Here is a 16,045-nt window from a genome sequence, read left to right as displayed (position 1 = left end):
ACCCCGCACAAGTAGCCGACCGACCTTAGACAAGCCAGAACGCTACTGGGACAACGGCGTGCGCACCCATATGCGACACAACCACCCACGGTTACGTCAGTAGAGCCCAAAAAGACTCACGAGGGGTGCGTCAGCGCCCTTCGAGCCACTTCACCTTCAGGTCCAAGTGATTGCCCATCCACTGTTGGAAAGCGCCTGGGTCTTGGATCAGTGGCGGCGGCGGAGGCTCGCCTGGGAAAAGAAGCGAGCCGTCCGGCTGACCGACGCGAGTTTGCACGGGTTCGGCGGGCGCCTCTTGGACGACCTGAGGAGCGGGCTCGGCAACTTGCGGAGCAACCGCGGTCGCGATCGGCGCAGCGGTGGGCACGACGCGCACCGTCGGGACGGCGGGAGCGGCGGGTGCAACAACTTGCGGCACGACTGGAGCCACCGCGACCACTGTTTCCGTGGGCAGCGCGGCGACGACGGGTTGTTCAGCGACCGGAGCAGCGGGCACTGCAGGTGCGAGCACGATCGGATGGTCGTAGGCCATGACGGCCGACTCCGTGTAGCTTTCGCGCGCCCACCAATCGTCGGCGATTGTGCCGAGCGCGCCGACTCCGATCAAAGCGACGGCAGCCGCAGCGACGGTATGAGCGCGCCCCCAAGAATGCGTATCGCGAAGGTACGCCGCGGGCACAAATGCGTTACCCACCAGAACTCGATTTCCTAGCAATGCACCGTTGCCCAGCAACGCAACGGTCCCGTCTGCTCCTACGCTGTGTCGGCCCATGTCGCTCGACCTCCTTTGGCCCCATTTTCAAGGCGCGAAGTTCAACAAATCTGACGATACCCGATCCGAGACTGATTTGTTATCTTTTTGTGATAGATCTGTTTCCACCGTTCGGTAGCGGCACATTCGCGAGAAGTGATAAGCGCAGAAGCCAAGGCGCACAAGAACATCCGCGGTGCGGGGAGGCTTCACGAATGAGTAAGGGCCGCCTCCCGATGTGGGAGACGGCCCTCAACAGAGAGTGCAGGTCTAGTCGACGACCTCAGCGTCGACCGTTCCGTCTTCGCGTGCCTTCTTCGACGCATCGCGCATCTCGATGCCGTCAGAAATGAGGTCGCCGACCTCTTTGGCGACACCTTTGACTGCGTCGGTGATGATGTTCGCGATATTGCCGACGCGTGTTGCGGCCTGCTCTGTCAGGTCTTGAACGATGTCTTTGTTGCTCTCGAAACTTCCGACCATGATGGCGGTACCCCTAAGCTGCGGCGTGCTGGTGACTCTTCGAACAATAACCCCTCGGTGCACACCTGTACATTTAGCCAGGTGACGGCACAACAATCGCGAGCTGAGCGCAAGGAGCAGACTCGCCGCGCGCTGCTCGACGGGGCGCTCAAACTTGCAACGGTGCATGGTTTTTCGGGAGTCAGCCTGCGGGAGGTCGCCAGGGCTGCCGATATCGTTCCGACCGGCTTCTATCGCCACTTCGATTCACTCGACGATCTCGGGCTCGCCTTGGTCGACGAAAGCACGCGTGCACTGAAGAACAGTTTGCGAGACGCCCGCCGCGGACCCAACGCAACGGACGCCGACCAGCGGCTGTCGGTGTTCATCGACAACGCGCGCAAGAATCCGGACCTGTTCCGCTTCGTATATCGGGAACGGTACGGCGGTGCGCCGCGTATTCGCCGCGCCATCGAAACCGAACTGCGGCTGATCATCGCCGAAATCGCAATCGATCTTTCGCGCCAATCGACGACGTCGGATTGGGACACCGAAGACTTGGAAATGGCCGCGGACCTGATTGTCTCCGCGATGCTTGATGCATTGGCTGCCTATCACACCGCAAACCCGGCAGACCAGGACGACGTGTTGGTCCGCGCCCGCAAGCAATTGCGACTGCTCCTCGTCGGCGTCGCGGCGTGGCGTCCGACGAGGGACTAGTTACTGCTCGACGTTTGCTTCGGGGGCACGCACCAGCATCAATGCGGCGAGTCCGACGCCGAGGACCACGAGGATGCCGATGATGCCTGCCCGGTCGGTACCGAACAGCCAGGCGAACAGGCCGAACAGCGTCGGTGCAAGGAACGTCACCGCGCGTCCCGTCGTCGCGTAAAGCCCGAACAACTGGCCTTCCCGTCCAGGCGGCGTCAGTCGGGCAAGGTACGTGCGCGCCGACGACTGTGCGGGACCGACGAACAGGCAGAGCAGCAACCCGAACACCCAGAACATCACCGGCCCCGAGACCACAAGCAGCACCACGCCGGCCACGAGCAGCGAGATCAACGAAAAACGGATAACAGCCTTGGGCCCGACGTTGTCGTCGAATCGTCCCGCGACGAGCGCGCCCACAGCCGCGACCACATTTGCCGCGATGCCGAACAGCAGGACGTCGTCGTCGGCGATTCCATATACACCGACGGCGAGGATCGCACCGAAAGCAAAGATCCCGGCAAGCCCGTCGCGAAACAGCGCGCTGGCGCCGAGGAAGTAGACGACGTTACGGTCCGTTTTCCACAGATCGCGGATGTCACGCCAGAGCACGCGATACGACTGAAGGAATCCCGCGTCGGCCGCCCCGGGATCGGTGTCGAATTTTGGCGGTTCCGGGACGGCGAACAGCACGGGAATGGTGAAGCACAGGTACCAGACGGCAGCGAGGAGTGCGACGAGACGGATGTTGAGACCGTCCTCGGTCGCGATCCCCAGCAGTCCTCGCGTATCCCCGTGTCCCGCGATGAATCCGAAATACGACACGAGCAACAGCACGATCCCGCCGAAATACCCCATCGCCCAGCCGAATCCGGAGACCCGACCGATCGTTTCCGGCGTCGACACCTGACGCAGCATCGCGTTGTACGGGACCACGGCAAGCTCGGCGGCGATCGACGCGAGTCCGAGCAGGACGAGGCCGAGCCAGAGGTATTGATAGGAGTCCTTCACGAAGAACATCGCCGCCATCAATACGACGGTCAGTGCACTCAGGACGCCGAGCGATCGTTTACGTCGGCCCGACGCGTCGAAATATTGCCCGCTGATCGGTGCGAGTACCGCGACGAAGAACCCGGCGATACCGAGCGACCAGCTGAACCACGTGCCGGCCGAGATCGACCCTGGGAGGTTTTCGCCGACCTTGTCCGTCAGGTAGACGGAGAAGACGAACGTCAGCGTGACGACGTTGAACGACGACGATCCCCAGTCCCACAGCCCCCACGCGAAAACCTGCTTGCGGGTGGCCGCTTGGCCGATACTCGAGGTCACGCTGGGAGCGTATGCGGCTTCACCCCCCGTGCGCGCGTCTAGCCCCTATAGGGGCGAAATTCACTCACAGTAGTTTGATGCGCAACTAGTTGCATAGGCACCGGGGTGCATATACGATTCCGGCGTGGCTTTGGAACACGCGCTACTCGTTTCCCTGACCGAGCGGTCCGGGTCGGGGTACGAACTTGCGCGTCGATTCGGAAAGTCGATCGGCTACTTCTGGAGTGCCACCCACCAGCAGATCTACCGCGTACTCAAGCGCATGGACGAAGCCGGTTGGGTCGAGGTCGAGGAAGTGGTCCAGGACGGTCGGCCGGACAAGAAGGTCTACCGCGTCAGCGAATCCGGGCGTGAAGAACTCGCGCGCTGGATCGCCGAACCCAGCGAGCCCAACGAGATCCGCAACGAGCTCGCCGTGAAGATCCGCGCAGCCGACAGCAGCAGCATGACCGCGCTACTGACCGAAGTCGCCCGCCACCGCGATCTGCACCTGCAACGGCTCGACCTCTACCGAATGATGGAAAAACAAGACTTCCCGGCCCCGGACCAGCTCTCCGGACCGGCCCTGCACCAACACCTCATCCTGCGAGGAGGTATCCGCGCTGCCGAGGGCGCCGCGGATTGGTGTCAGGAAATATTGGATGCCCTCTCCCCCGAAAGGCACAGCCCAGCATGAACTCCCCCTCCCTTCGCGAGCCCGGTTTGACGCCGTACCCCAACCTGCTCAGCCCACTCGACCTCGGCTTCACGACGTTGAAGAACCGTGTGGTCATGGGGTCGATGCACACCGGTCTCGAGGACCGCGCGTGGGACACAAAGCGATTGGCCGAGTACTTCGCCGAGCGCGCGCGGGGTGGTGTCGCGCTGATGATCACCGGCGGGTACGCGCCCAACCGCCAAGGCTGGCTGCTCCCCCTTGCCGCACAGCTGATTTCGAAGCAGGAGGCCTACCGCCACCGCACGATCACGAAGGCCGTGCACGAGGCCGGCGGCAAGATCGCGCTGCAGATCCTGCATGCGGGCCGGTACGGCTACCACCCCTTCAGCGTGTCCGCGTCGGCGATCAAAGCTCCGATCAACCCGTTCAAGCCGCGCGCGTTGTCCAACAAGGGCATCGAGTCGACGATCGACGACTATGCCCGTTGCGCCAGCCTCGCCAAGCTCGCGGGCTACGACGGCGTCGAAATCATGGGTGGTGAAGGGTATTTCATCAACCAGTTCCTCGCGCCCCGGACCAACAAGCGCACGGACAAATGGGGCGGCTCGACGGAGAACCGTCAGCGCATCGCGGTCGAGATCGTGCGGCGCGTACGCGAGGCCGTCGGCCCGGACTTCATCATCGTATTCCGTCTCTCCATGGCCGATTTCGTCGAAGAGGGCCAGACCTGGGACGAGATTGTCACGCTCGCAAAGAAGATCGAGCAGGCCGGCGTCACGATCATCAACACCGACATCGGCTGGCACGAGGCGCGGGTACCTACGATCGTCACCTCGGTTCCGCGTGCCGCGTTCGTCGACATCACCGCGAAGCTCAAGCACCACGTGAGTATTCCGGTGTGCGCATCGAACCGCATCAACATGCCCGAGACCGCGGAAGAGATTCTCACGCGCGGTGATTCGGACCTGATTTCGATGGCGCGCCCGCTGCTCGCCGATCCGGACTGGGTGCTGAAGGCACAGGAAGAGCGCGTCGACGAAATCAACACCTGCATCGCATGCAACCAGGCGTGCCTCGACCACGCATTCGTGCACAAAACGGTCTCCTGCTTGCTCAACCCGCGCGCGGGTCACGAAACCGAGCTCAAGCTGCTCCCGACCCGCCGGACCAAGAAGGTCGCCGTCGTCGGCGCCGGACCTGCCGGCATGTCGGCCGCAGTCAACCTGGCCGAGCGTGGCCATGTGGTCCATCTGTACGAGGCCGACGACAAGGTCGGCGGCCAGTTCGACCTCGCTCGCCGCATCCCAGGCAAAGAAGAGTTCAACGAGACGCTCCGCTACTTCACGCGCATGCTCGAAAAGACCGGCGTCACAGTGCATCTGAACACGCGCGTGTCTGCGCAGCAGCTGATCGACGGACGCTACGACGAGGTCGTCCTCGCGACCGGCGTCCGCCCGCGGATCCCGAAGATCCCCGGCATCGACCACCCGATGGTGCTCTCCTACCCTGAACTGGTCCGCGAGGAAAAGCCCGTCGGCAAGCGCGTCGCCGTCATCGGCGCAGGCGGAATCGGGTACGACGTCAGCGAATTCCTCACCGTCGACGGCTCACCGAGCCTCAAGCTCGACGACTGGAAAGAGGAATGGGGCGTCATCGACCCCGAGGACGGTCCGGGTGCGTTGGGCAAGCCGAAGCCATCGCCCGCGGCGCGTGAAGTCGTTCTTCTGCAACGGAAGTCGTCGTCGTTCGGTAAGGGTCTCGGCAAGACCTCCGGTTGGGTGCACCGCGCTGCCATCAAGGCGAAGGGCGTCGAGCAGATCGGTGGCGTCAACTACGAGCGCATCGACGACCGCGGCTTGCACATCAGTTTCGGCGAGAAGCGCGAACGCCCCCGCGTGATCGAGGTCGACAACGTCGTCATCTGCGCCGGTCAGGAATCGGTCCGCGACCTGGAAGCCGACCTTCTCGCCGCCAAGCAGGTGGTCCACGTGATCGGTGGCGCCGATCTCGCCGCCGAACTCGACGCCAAGCGCGCCATCAACCAGGGCACGCGCCTGGCCGCGAAGATCTAACCCCTCGTGAGTCTTTTAGGAGTCCATAGACTCCTAAAAGACTCACGAGTGTGGGCCCGATAGGCTCCGGGTCGTGAGCTTGCCGATACCTACACCCGAAAACCGAGCCGTTGTGACAGGCGCGTCGTCTGGCATCGGCGTCGCGCTGGCCGCCGAACTGGCGTCTCGAGGGCATTCGCTGATCCTCACCGCGCGTCGCGGTGAGCTACTCGAGGCGCTGGCCGCCGAGTTGCGCGCGCAGTACGGCGTGACCGTCGAGGTCCGTCCCGTCGACCTTGCGGACCGCGCGCAACGCCAGGTGCTGGCCGACGAACTGGCGTCTCGCGATATCTCGATCCTGTGCAACAACGCGGGCATTGCGACGTTCGGCGCGGTCGCGGATCTCGACCCGGGGTACGAGCGCGACCAGGTCGAGCTGAATGCCGTTGCGGTGCACGACCTCACCCTCGCGGTGCTGCCGGGGATGCTCGCGCGAGGCACCGGTGGAATCTTGATCAGCGGGTCCGCGGCGGGGAACATGCCGATCCCGAACAACGCGACCTACGCGGCCACGAAGGCGTTCGTCAACACGTTCTCCGAGTCGCTGCGCAGCGAGCTGAAGGGCACAGGCGTGAACGTCACGCTGCTCGCGCCCGGACCGGTCCGCACTGAAACGCCCGACCCCGCCGACGCGTCCATCGTCGACAAGCTCGTCCCCGACTTCCTTTGGATCTCGAGCGAATACACGGCACGCGTGTCACTGGATGCATTGGCCCGCAACAAGATGCGCGTCGTGCCGGGCATCCTCAGCAAGGGCATGTCAGTCGCCGGGCAATACAGTCCGCGCGCGATCGTCGCCCCGATCGTCGGCAATTTTTACAAGAAGCTGGGTAGCTGACAACTGTGCGCGAATTTCACCCCTGGCGGGGTGAGACTCGCGCACGGGGTCAGCGGCGGCGACGCGTGCCGAAGATGCTGCGGCTGATCTCGCGACCTGCGGCGGAGGCGGCCGAACGCAGGAAGCTCTTGACCGCTGGGTTCTTCATGATCCGCTCGGCGGCGCTGTCATCTTCCACTTGGCGACCGAGAGTGGCGCCGCCGGCGCGCGGTGGCTTGGCAGGCGGTTGCGGGGCCGCCGCGATCGAGGCGCTGATCTTCTCGTATGCCGATTCGCGGTCGATCGTCTGACCGTACTTACCGGCCAACGCGCTGGCGTGCGCCGAAGCGCTGATGGCGTCGTTGCCGATCGTGTCCATCAACGACCGTGGTGGGCGCAGCCGCGTCCAGGCCACCGGCGTCGGCGCACCCTTCTCGGACAGCACCGTCACGACAGCCTCGCCAATTCCCAACGAGGTCAACGCTTTTTCGAGGTCGTAGACGTCTGTCTTCGGATACGTACGGACCGTCTTGTTCAGCGCCGCCTGATCGTCCGGGGTGAACGCGCGCAGCGCGTGCTGGATCCGCGCGCCGAGCTGGCTGAGGACCTCGTTCGGAATGTCGGTCGGCAACTGGGTGCAGAAGAAGACGCCGACGCCCTTGGAACGAATCAGCTTCACCGTCTGCTCGACCTGATCCTTGAACGCCTTCGACGCGTCCGCGAACAGCAGGTGCGCCTCGTCGAAGATGAAGACGAGCTTCGGCTTGTCGACGTCGCCGATCTCGGGGAGCGTCTGGAACAAGTCCGCCAGCACCCACATGAGGAACGTCGAGAACATCGCGGGCCGCGCCGCCTGCGCGCCGAGTTCGAACAGGGTGATGACGCCCTGACCGCCGTCGGTCCGCAGCAGATCCTCGGTCTCGAGTTCGGGTTCACCAAAGAAGGTGTCGCCGCCGTCGGCTTCCAGGTTCACCAATGCGCGCAGGATGACGCCCGCGGTCGCGGACGAGACGCCGCCGATTCCCTTGAGGTCGGCTTTGCCTTCGTCGCTGGTCAGGTGCTGGATCACCGATCGCAGGTCTTTCAGGTCCAGCAGTGCCAAGCCCTGGGTGTCGGCCCAGTGGAAGATCAGTCCGAGGGTGGACTCCTGAGTCTCGTTGAGCCCCAACACCTTGCTGAGCAGAATCGGGCCGAACGACGTGATCGTCGCGCGAATCGGCACGCCGAGCCCCTGGGTACCGAGCGAGACGAACTGCGTCGGGAAACCAGCAGGTACCCAATCCGTTGCGCCGGTTTCGGTGGCGCGAGTCTTGATCTTGTCGTTCTCCTCCCCCGGCTTCGAGAGTCCGGAGAGGTCGCCCTTGACGTCGGCAAGCACAACAGGCACACCGGCTTTCGACAGCTGCTCGGCAATGCCCTGTAGCGTCTTGGTCTTGCCGGTGCCGGTGGCGCCCGCGACGAGGCCGTGCCGGTTGACGGTCGCCAACGGGATCCGGATACGCGCCTCGGGATCGACGGTGCCGTCCACGACAACGGTGCCGAGCTCGAGCGCCGCGCCCTCCGACGCGTAGCCGGCGGCAATTGCCTTGGCCTTGTCGGAGCCACCCGCTTGCGGTGCGGGAGCAGCTGCCTGCTGCCCGGCGGCGGCTTCCTTCTCTGCGGCTTCCAGCGCTGCTGCTGCCTCAGCCGCGGCCTTGCGCGCAGCGGCCAGCTTCTCTTCCGGACTCGTCATGTCCGTCACATTAACTGACTGGTCCGATCAGCTCAGCTCGACGACGATCGGATGTCCGGTATCGAACCAGTAGCGATGCAATTCCCCGATCTTCGCGCGACTCGGGACGCCGCGCAGGTGCAGGGCGCACTCGCCGTAGTCGAACAGCTTGACCGGCTCGCACAGCACTCGACGCGCATGCGCCAACTCTGCGCCGTCTGTGATCTCGCGCGCGACACCGTCGAAAAAGCCACCCCGGATACGAAGCCGCACATGTGGATTCGCCCGGAGGTTCCACACCCACGACGCAACCGCACCCGGGCGCTCGACACCGAGCGACGGCGGGACGAGTTGAACGAGATATGCGCGATCGCCGTCTCGAATGATGCGAATGCATTTGCGTCGTAGCTTTCCCGTCTTGCGTCCGGTCGTCGTCAGCACGCCATAACCGGACGGCGGCGCCAGCCAAAGCCCGGGCAGCATCAGTGCGCTCAGTATTTGCCCGTGCTTGGGTTTCGTGAGCAGGCGCCCATGCTTCGACTCCTCCGCAACCGCAGCCTGTCGAAGCTCTTCCAGGTCGCTCATAACCCCTCCCCAGGTAGTTTCGTAACACTGTAACGTTACGATCGTTGGCCAGGCCCAAGGTGCACGACGACGACACCCGCGACGCGCTGTTGCGTGCCGCAGGGCTACGCCTCGCCGCACACGGCATCGACGCAGTGACCGTGCGTGGCGTCGCCGCCGACGCCGACGTCACCACACGGGCCGTCTACGCCGTATTCGGTTCGCGCACAGGCATGTTGCGCGCAATGTTCAACGACGGATTCGCAGCCTTCGCCGAGGTACTCGACGGCATACCCGATACCGACGACCCACTCCACGACATGTTTGCGCTCGGACTCGCCTATGGCCGTAGCGCACGAGACCGGCCTTATCTGTACGACGTGATGTTCGTCGTCGACAGCGCCCAGTTCTCCCCCACAGCAGACGACGTCGCCCTCAGTCTTCGCACAGTCGGTCGGTTGCGCGACGCGGTCGTTCGATGCCTCGATGCGGGGATCTACGCCGGAGACGTCGACGCCATCACCCTGCAAGCCTGGGCGACAGTCCACGGGCTCGTGATGCTGGAGAAACGCGGCTTCCTCGGTCCGGCTTCCGATGCGATCTGGGAGCAATCACTGCACTGCCTCGCCCGCGGTTGGGCACCGGTCGAGAGCTGAGCCGATCGGCGGGCCTGCGCACAGAAGTGCAGCGCTCCGCACCGAGTCGGAAGGCCCTGACTAGGCTGGATCGCGTGCAGGACAAACTCGTATGGATCGACTGTGAGATGACCGGTCTCCGCCTCTCGACGGACAAGCTCATCGAGGTCGCAGCCCTCGTCACCGACAGCGATCTGAAAATTCTCGGCGACGGCGTCGACATCGTGATTCACACCGACGATGCCGCGCTGGCAGACATGCCCCAGGTCGTCGCCGAGATGCATCAGAAGTCCGGATTGACCGAAGAGGTCCGGGCGTCGACGTACACGATCGAGCAGGCGCAAGAGCTGATCCTCGCCTACATCCGCGAACACGTCCCCGTCGCCGGGACTGTGCCGCTGGCGGGCAACTCCATCGCGACAGACCGCGGCTTCATCGCTCGCGACATGCCCGAACTGGACTCGTACCTGCACTACCGCATGATCGACGTCAGCTCGATCAAGGAACTCACTCGCCGCTGGTACCCGCGTATCTACTTCGGTCAGCCGGAGAAGGGTCTCGCCCACCGCGCACTGGCCGACATCAAGGAATCGATCCGCGAACTCGAGTACTACCGAAAGACCGTTTTCGTCGCCGAGCCAGGTCCAACAACGGCCGAGATTGCCGCCATCGCCACTGGACTCGGCTCCGGCAACCACGCCGGTAACTAACGATTGGCGGCCAGCGCACTCGGCACGCTAGTATCGACGGCGCTGATGTTGCGGCGTAGTCGAAACACTCAGTCGTGGTGGGCGTAGTTCAGCTGGTAGAGCGTCAGGTTGTGATCCTGAATGTCGCGGGTTCGAGTCCCGTCGCTCACCCCACACGAAAGCCGGTCCTCCCATTCGGGAGGGCCGGCTTTTTCGTCGCCTGGCCCTGCACGCGCGACAACAAGGCCGGCCCTCCCAGATGCGGGAGGACCGGCCTTTGCGTTTGTCAGTGCCAGCGCCTAGTTCTTGTTGGCGTTGCCGGCCTTCCAGGTGGACCAGGGGATGTTCCAGTCGCCCAGACCGTCGGTGCCGGAGAGCGTGCCACCGCTGGTGTTCTTGACGATGGCGATGTCACCGCGCTTGGCGTTGTTGTACACCCAGATCGCGTTGGACGGACTCAGGTTGAGGCAGCCATGACTGGTGTTGTACGACCCCTGCGCGCCGACCGACCAAGGCGCCGAATGCATGAAGATGCCGCTGTACGACATCCTCGTGGCGTAATCGACAGGCGTCTTGTAGCCGTCAGGCGAGTTGGAGGGCACGCCGTAGGTCGAGGAGTCCATGATGATCTTCTCGTGCTTGTCGGCGATGATGTACGTGCCGTTGGGGGTCTCGTCGCCGGACTTACCCATCGATGTGTCCATCGTCATGATCGTCTCGCCGTTGCGTGTGACGACGACCTCTTTGGTGTTGTCGTCGGCGGTGAAGACGACCGCGTCGCCGATGCTGAAGTTCGTCTTGATGTCCTCGGAACCGAACAGACCGCCACCGAGGTCCTTGCCGTAGACGTCGACCTTCACGTCGACCTTCGTGCCCGGCGCCCAGAAGTTCTCGGGCCGCCAGCGGACCTCACGATTGTTCACCCAGTAGAACGCGCCTTCGACCGGCGGCGTGGTGGTGATGGTGATCGCATTCTGGGCTGCTTGACGGTCGGGAATGTTCTCGTCGAACTGAATCGCGACAGGCTGGCCGATACCGACCACGTCGTTGTCACCAGGCAGCAAATACGGCTTGGTGAGGTTCTCGGGGACGCTGGTGGTGAAGCTCAGCTCCGACGTCGTCGAACCTCCGAGACCGTAGGCCTCCGCGACGACCTTGTACTTCCGGTCGTAACCGAGCGGCTCGGTGTTCTGCCAGCTCAGACCGTCCGACGACATGACGCCGGGAACCGAAACGTTTTCGGGGTTGAGCAGGGTGACCTTGCCAAGTTTGCCGTCGACGACGGTCACTTTGATGGGCGTGCCCGGTGAAACGCCGACCTCGCCGTCCTTCACTGCAAACGTGAGCTTCGGCTTGATCAGTTCCATGAGCGGGTTGGAGTCGATGGGCAGCTGCTTTGCGCTGTCAGAGGACTTGGAGCAGCCCGACAACAGAGCAGTCAGTCCGGCCAAAGCAACAGCCAGCACGATGAACGCGTTGCGCGTACGCCCCTGCGTTCGTCGTCTTTTTCCGCGACGTAACCTCATTCGAAATCACCTCAGATTCTGGATCGAACTGCCTCGTCCGAGTCGGCAGACTTTGCCGTACCCACTCCCCCAGGCCGGGTCGTTCAGACCGTGTGGTACACCATTCTGCCAGTCACGCCCTTCCCAAACCAACAGAAGCGCCGCAACCATGGGATGGAACACACTCACCAACTAACGGATTTCACTTCGGCCCGGTTGTCCTGTTATCGTCTGTCCCGCACCAAATGTTTACATGCGCCATTAGCTCAATTGGCAGAGCAGCTGACTCTTAATCAGCGGGTTCGGGGTTCAAGTCCCTGATGGCGCACTGAAAACCCCTGCTTAGCAGGGGTTTTTCTTTTCTCGCGACCAGTGCACGTCCGCCAACTCAACACTTTGGTCAACACTTTCGCGACGAATCTGTTGAACTCAGGCGACGAGCTTCAGCAAAAGGCCTGTTCAGCGCGTTGCATACCTACCGAAACAAGTTGACTCCCAATCCGTTTTCGCGGGGTTCATGTGGCCGCGGTGGTACGTGACGATCCGGAGAACGGAGGCCAGAGTCGATCTTGGTCTTCGCCATAAGCTTGGTTTTGTGGTGACGCTGCCGGGTGCCGCACCTTGGTCTTTCCACGATCTACTGCGACCGATTCACGCGGTTCAACTCGCCGTCCCGCCCTGTTGCGTGCATACGACCGCTCGACGCGTCAGGCAAAATCGAAGCGCACGCGCTCCCCGATCGGGAACAGTCGACGTGGCCTGGGAAGAATTCGCCCGCTCAACCACGATTACGCGGTTCGTCGTTGTGTGGGTAGGCGTGGACAAGAGCGCTGTCTAGCTTGGGGACGGCGTGGGTGAGGCTGTGTTCGGCGTCGTGGGCGAGTCGATGTGCATCGTCGAGGCTGGTGGCCGGGTCAATGTCGAGTTCGGCATCGGCGTGCAGGCGGTGCCCGATCCATCGCATCTTCACACTGCGGACGCCCCGCACGCCGGGTTCGGCGGCGAGGGTCCTTTCAGCGGCGTCGACTAGCTCAGGGTCGACACCGTCCATCAACCTGCGGAATACGTCCCGCGCGGCCGTCCGCAACACGGCAAGAATCGCGACGGTGATTAACAACCCTACGATGGGGTCTGCAATCGGGTAACCGAATGCAACACCAAAGGCGCCCAGAACGACGGCGAGAGAGGTGAATCCGTCTGTACGGGCGTGCAGTCCGTCCGCGACGAGAGCAGCGGAACCGATCTGGCGGCCGACGCGGATGCGGTAGACGGCGACGAGTTCGTTCCCGAGGAATCCGACGAGGCCGGCGGCAGCGACCCAGGCGAGGTGGTCGATCAAGACCGGGTTGATCAGGCGGCGGACGGACTCGACTGCGGCAACAATCGCCGACAGCATGATCGTCGCGACCACGAACAGGCCTGCGAGGTCTTCGGCGCGTCCGAATCCGTAGGTGTAGCGACGCGTCGCCGCGCGGCGGCCAAGCGCGAATGCGATCCAGAGCGGGATTGCGGTCAGCGCGTCGGAGACGTTGTGGACCGTGTCGGCCAGCAAGGCGACCGAGCCGGAGATCAGCACGATTACCAGTTGCGCGATCGACGTTGCTCCGAGGGCAACGAGGCTGATCTTCACCGCGCGGATCCCTGCAGCGCTGGATTCCAGCGCACCGTCGATGCTGTCGGCGGCATCGTGGCTGTGCGGGGCGAACACTTCCCGAATCGCGACACCGAACTTCGCGCCCCAGCTGGCATCTTCATGACCATGGCAATGACCATGACCGATCGCGCCATTGCCGTGTTCGTGTTCGTGCTTGTGTTTCTGATGAGTCATGCGCCTGCTCCGCCGGTGCGTTTGGGCGAAGCGTCTACAGAGTGCAGCTCTCGCAGCTGATCTGCGCTGCGGTGGTGGCCAGGAGTGCCCGGGCCGGCGTGTTCAGCGTTGTGGACGGCGTCGGTGACCAGCTGCCCGACGTGATCGTTTTCAAGGCTGTAAAAGATGGTGGTGGCCTCCCGGCGAGTGCCGACCAGTCGCGCCATTCGTAGCTTTGCCAGGTGCTGCGACACCGACGGTGCGGGCTTTCCGATGTGTTCGGCAAGATCGTTGACCGACATTTCCCGGCCGACGAGCGCCCACAACAGCTGCACACGCGTGGCGTCGGCGAGCATCCGGAACACCTCGGCCACAAGATTCACCCGATCATCCGGCAGCCGCCGACGACATAACTCCTTATCCGCATTCATACGTAGATAGTAGAGGTTTCCCCGAGGCGTAGCTCATTGACCGGCGCGCCACAGGAAATCGGCGCCGATCACGTGTTCGGTACGTTTCATCGGGTTCGCGCAAAAGACAGGGTCCCTACCATGCGGGTACGCCATAAAGTGACGAGCTCCGCATCCTCCTACGCAGCAGTACGAGGCCCGCCCTCGAGTCGTCGATGCATTCAATAATCGGCAGTCAGGTTGATCGCGTTTGCCTGAAGCCGCGAGCGTTTGCGCATTAGGCTTCCGGTAGAAGCACGTATCACCCGGAGGGGCTGCGAGTGGATGAGACCCCGTTCGGACGCTACCGCCTGCGAGAGTTGATCGGCGAAGGCGGCATGGGTCAGGTCTACAAGGCCTACGACACCATCACCGACCGGATCGTGGCGCTGAAAGTTCTGCCGCAGAACCTAGCCGTCGACGACGTATTTCGCGAACGGTTTCGCCGCGAAGCACACTCGGTCGCCGGACTGGACGAACCCCACGTCGTCCCTATTCACGACTACGGCGAAATCGACGGCCGACTCTTCCTCGACATGCGCCTGATCAAAGGCACCGACGTCGAGGCGATGCTTGCCAAGAACGGGCCGATGCCCACGCCCTACGCCGTGGCGCTCATCGATCAGGTCGCAGCGGCGCTTGACGCCGCACATGATGCCGGGTTGGTCCACCGCGACGTCAAACCGTCCAACATGCTGGTCACGGCTCGCGACTTCGTTTACCTCATCGATTTCGGGATCGCCCGCGCCGCTGGCGAATCCGGTTTGACCAGCACCGGTACCGCGGTCGGCACCTTTGCCTACATGGCGCCCGAACGATTCAGCACCCGGGAAGCCGACGCCCGATCCGATGTCTACGCACTCGCCTGCGTCCTCCACGAATGCCTGACCGATGCTCGACCGTTCCCAGGAAACAGCATCGAACAACAAATAGCCGGACACCTGAACACACCTCCCCCACGACCCAGCGTCGACCGGCCAGGCGTACCAGCGGCGTTCGACACGGTCATTGCCCACGGAATGGCAAAGAATCCCGACGAGCGTTACAAAACAGCCGGAGAACTCGCCGCAGCGGCGCGAGACGCCCAGACGCGCGTCCCGAACACCGGTTCACCTGCCACCGTCGTGGACGTACTACCCGCCACGATCCCCGGTCCGACCCGAGGCGAAGCACCAGTTGAACCGCCGTCTAGGCCCGAACTCTCCAGGTCGGAACCAACACCGCACGTCGTTCGTGAAGGGGCGACAGAGCTCGGCCTCAGCGCGCCACACAACGATCGTCGTCGGCTCGAGAAAACGATCTACGCTCGTTCACCAGAAGTGCCATCGACCACTGGGTTTTTGCGCGGTTGGAGTTGGCCCATAGCAGGGGCAATCACCATTGCGGTTGGAGCCGCTGCATGGGCTTTGCAGAGTCCCAACAGCTTTGACCCGCAGCTCGGATTGCGAGCCCCGGAATACCTTGGGGGGCCTTTGTGGATTCCAGTTTTTTCCGTTCTCGGAGCATTGATGATCGCGGTTCGGTGGCGGCGGGGTGTTCTGCCCGTGGTTATCGTCGCTTGTGCCGCTGTGGGCGCTGGCTTGCTCGGCATCGCGGTGTATGTGTTCTTCCTCGGTGATACCTGCGCGGTCTATTTCACGAGCCAGGCGGAACTGGCGTCGGTCTCCACCGCTATCTTCGGCGACCACCACGGAGTCAATCATTGCCTTTGGGGGGGATTGCTGCACGCCCTCGTAATCGGTGTCTATGTCATCCTTTTGGCCGCGTTCGCGGCGCGATCCCTGCGACGGGACCGCCGCGCGCAGGGGTCGACTCCTGCACCCAGCTGAGCGTCGCCCAAGGTCGTTCT

General features: G+C 63.3%; 15 protein-coding genes and 2 tRNA genes. 9 read left to right on the top strand and 8 right to left on the bottom strand.

Features of this window, described 5'->3' with window-relative positions:
* Positions 1-130: 130 nt before the first annotated feature.
* Both FGL95_RS30130 and FGL95_RS30125 read right to left on the bottom strand, forming a co-directional pair.
* Positions 131-772, bottom strand: coding sequence for a hypothetical protein (locus FGL95_RS30130; RefSeq protein ID WP_169594344.1), 642 nt, complete (start codon positions 770-772; stop codon positions 131-133).
* 249 nt (positions 773-1,021) lie between these two features.
* Positions 1,022-1,234 carry a hypothetical protein gene (locus FGL95_RS30125; RefSeq protein ID WP_169594342.1) on the bottom strand — a complete coding sequence of 71 codons (213 nt, stop codon included), beginning with the start codon at positions 1,232-1,234 and terminating at the stop codon, positions 1,022-1,024.
* An 81-nt stretch (positions 1,235-1,315) separates the two neighbouring features.
* On the opposite strand from FGL95_RS30125, the gene FGL95_RS30120 reads away from it, so the two are divergent.
* The gene (locus tag FGL95_RS30120; protein WP_169594340.1) at positions 1,316-1,933 is read left to right on the top strand and encodes a TetR family transcriptional regulator; all 618 of its coding nucleotides are present in this window, start codon (positions 1,316-1,318) and stop codon (positions 1,931-1,933) included.
* On the opposite strand, the gene FGL95_RS30115 is transcribed toward FGL95_RS30120, so the two are convergent.
* Positions 1,934-3,250 carry an MFS transporter gene (locus FGL95_RS30115; RefSeq protein WP_169594339.1) on the bottom strand — a complete coding sequence of 439 codons (1,317 nt, stop codon included), beginning with the start codon at positions 3,248-3,250 and terminating at the stop codon, positions 1,934-1,936.
* A 124-nt stretch (positions 3,251-3,374) separates the two neighbouring features.
* On the opposite strand from FGL95_RS30115, the gene FGL95_RS30110 reads away from it, so the two are divergent.
* From FGL95_RS30110 to cmrA, 3 genes are all read left to right on the top strand, one after another.
* Positions 3,375-3,926 (top strand): helix-turn-helix transcriptional regulator, encoded by a 552-nt coding sequence (locus FGL95_RS30110; protein ID WP_169594337.1) that lies wholly within the window; start codon positions 3,375-3,377, stop codon positions 3,924-3,926.
* Complete coding sequence (locus tag FGL95_RS30105) at positions 3,923-5,980, top strand: NADPH-dependent 2,4-dienoyl-CoA reductase (RefSeq protein WP_169594335.1); 2,058 nt, start codon at positions 3,923-3,925, stop codon at positions 5,978-5,980. Before FGL95_RS30110 ends, FGL95_RS30105 begins: the two co-directional genes overlap by 4 nt.
* Positions 5,981-6,053: 73 nt before the next feature.
* On the top strand, positions 6,054-6,857 hold the full coding sequence (gene cmrA / locus FGL95_RS30100; protein ID WP_169594333.1) for a mycolate reductase: 804 nt from the start codon (positions 6,054-6,056) through the stop codon (positions 6,855-6,857).
* Positions 6,858-6,906: 49 nt separating this feature from the next.
* Here cmrA and FGL95_RS30095 read toward each other — a convergent pair whose 3' ends face one another.
* Positions 6,907-8,568, bottom strand: coding sequence for a helicase HerA-like domain-containing protein (locus FGL95_RS30095; protein WP_169594330.1), 1,662 nt, complete (start codon positions 8,566-8,568; stop codon positions 6,907-6,909).
* Between the two features lie 27 nt (positions 8,569-8,595).
* Positions 8,596-9,132: a nitroreductase/quinone reductase family protein gene (locus FGL95_RS30090; RefSeq protein WP_240963415.1), complete on the bottom strand. Its 537-nt coding sequence runs from the start codon at positions 9,130-9,132 to the stop codon at positions 8,596-8,598.
* Between the two features lie 44 nt (positions 9,133-9,176).
* On the opposite strand from FGL95_RS30090, the gene FGL95_RS30085 reads away from it, so the two are divergent.
* The 3 genes from FGL95_RS30085 (at position 9,177) to FGL95_RS30075 (ending at position 10,609) form a co-directional block, all read left to right on the top strand.
* Positions 9,177-9,767, top strand: coding sequence for a TetR/AcrR family transcriptional regulator (locus FGL95_RS30085; RefSeq protein ID WP_169594329.1), 591 nt, complete (start codon positions 9,177-9,179; stop codon positions 9,765-9,767).
* Positions 9,768-9,841: 74 nt separating this feature from the next.
* Positions 9,842-10,456 (top strand): oligoribonuclease, encoded by a 615-nt coding sequence (orn, locus tag FGL95_RS30080; RefSeq protein WP_169594327.1) that lies wholly within the window; start codon positions 9,842-9,844, stop codon positions 10,454-10,456.
* Between the two features lie 77 nt (positions 10,457-10,533).
* Positions 10,534-10,609, top strand: a tRNA-His gene (locus FGL95_RS30075).
* Positions 10,610-10,734: 125 nt separating this feature from the next.
* On the opposite strand, the gene FGL95_RS30070 is transcribed toward FGL95_RS30075, so the two are convergent.
* Entirely contained in the window at positions 10,735-11,961 is a 1,227-nt protein-coding gene (locus tag FGL95_RS30070; protein WP_169594324.1) for a L,D-transpeptidase, read from the bottom strand.
* 234 nt (positions 11,962-12,195) lie between these two features.
* Between FGL95_RS30070 and FGL95_RS30065 the strand changes: the two genes are divergently transcribed.
* Positions 12,196-12,268, top strand: a tRNA-Lys gene (locus FGL95_RS30065).
* Between the two features lie 450 nt (positions 12,269-12,718).
* Here the strand turns inward: FGL95_RS30065 and FGL95_RS30060 are convergent.
* Both FGL95_RS30060 and FGL95_RS30055 read right to left on the bottom strand, forming a co-directional pair.
* A complete protein-coding gene (locus FGL95_RS30060; protein WP_169594322.1) occupies positions 12,719-13,768 on the bottom strand; it encodes a cation diffusion facilitator family transporter in 1,050 nt (349 codons plus the stop codon).
* Positions 13,765-14,178: an ArsR/SmtB family transcription factor gene (locus FGL95_RS30055; RefSeq protein ID WP_169594320.1), complete on the bottom strand. Its 414-nt coding sequence runs from the start codon at positions 14,176-14,178 to the stop codon at positions 13,765-13,767. The genes FGL95_RS30060 and FGL95_RS30055 overlap by 4 nt, the downstream gene beginning before the upstream one ends.
* Positions 14,179-14,477: 299 nt before the next feature.
* On the opposite strand from FGL95_RS30055, the gene FGL95_RS30050 reads away from it, so the two are divergent.
* Entirely contained in the window at positions 14,478-16,025 is a 1,548-nt protein-coding gene (locus FGL95_RS30050) for a protein kinase domain-containing protein (protein ID WP_169594318.1), read from the top strand.
* The last annotated feature ends 20 nt before the right edge of the window (positions 16,026-16,045 follow it).

It is taken from the genome of Antrihabitans stalactiti (genome assembly GCF_012932915.1).
Classification (GTDB): Bacteria; Actinomycetota; Actinomycetes; order Mycobacteriales; family Mycobacteriaceae; genus Antrihabitans; species Antrihabitans stalactiti.
Note: the sequence above shows the minus strand (reverse complement) of the source record. Positions and strands in the feature narration are given on the sequence as shown.

What these genes read in the sequence shown, in the direction of transcription:
- FGL95_RS30130 (WP_169594344.1), bottom strand. Translation starts at nt 772, where the DNA reads ATGGGCCGACACAGCGTAGGAGCAGACGGGACCGTTGCGTTGCTGGGC.
- FGL95_RS30125 (WP_169594342.1), bottom strand. Translation starts at nt 1,234, where the DNA reads ATGGTCGGAAGTTTCGAGAGCAACAAAGACATCGTTCAAGACCTGACA.
- FGL95_RS30105 (WP_169594335.1), top strand. Translation starts at nt 3,923, where the DNA reads ATGAACTCCCCCTCCCTTCGCGAGCCCGGTTTGACGCCGTACCCCAAC.
- FGL95_RS30095 (WP_169594330.1), bottom strand. Translation starts at nt 8,568, where the DNA reads ATGACGAGTCCGGAAGAGAAGCTGGCCGCTGCGCGCAAGGCCGCGGCT.
- FGL95_RS30090 (WP_240963415.1), bottom strand. Translation starts at nt 9,132, where the DNA reads ATGAGCGACCTGGAAGAGCTTCGACAGGCTGCGGTTGCGGAGGAGTCG.
- FGL95_RS30070 (WP_169594324.1), bottom strand. Translation starts at nt 11,961, where the DNA reads ATGAGGTTACGTCGCGGAAAAAGACGACGAACGCAGGGGCGTACGCGC.
- FGL95_RS30060 (WP_169594322.1), bottom strand. Translation starts at nt 13,768, where the DNA reads ATGACTCATCAGAAACACAAGCACGAACACGAACACGGCAATGGCGCG.
- FGL95_RS30055 (WP_169594320.1), bottom strand. Translation starts at nt 14,178, where the DNA reads ATGAATGCGGATAAGGAGTTATGTCGTCGGCGGCTGCCGGATGATCGG.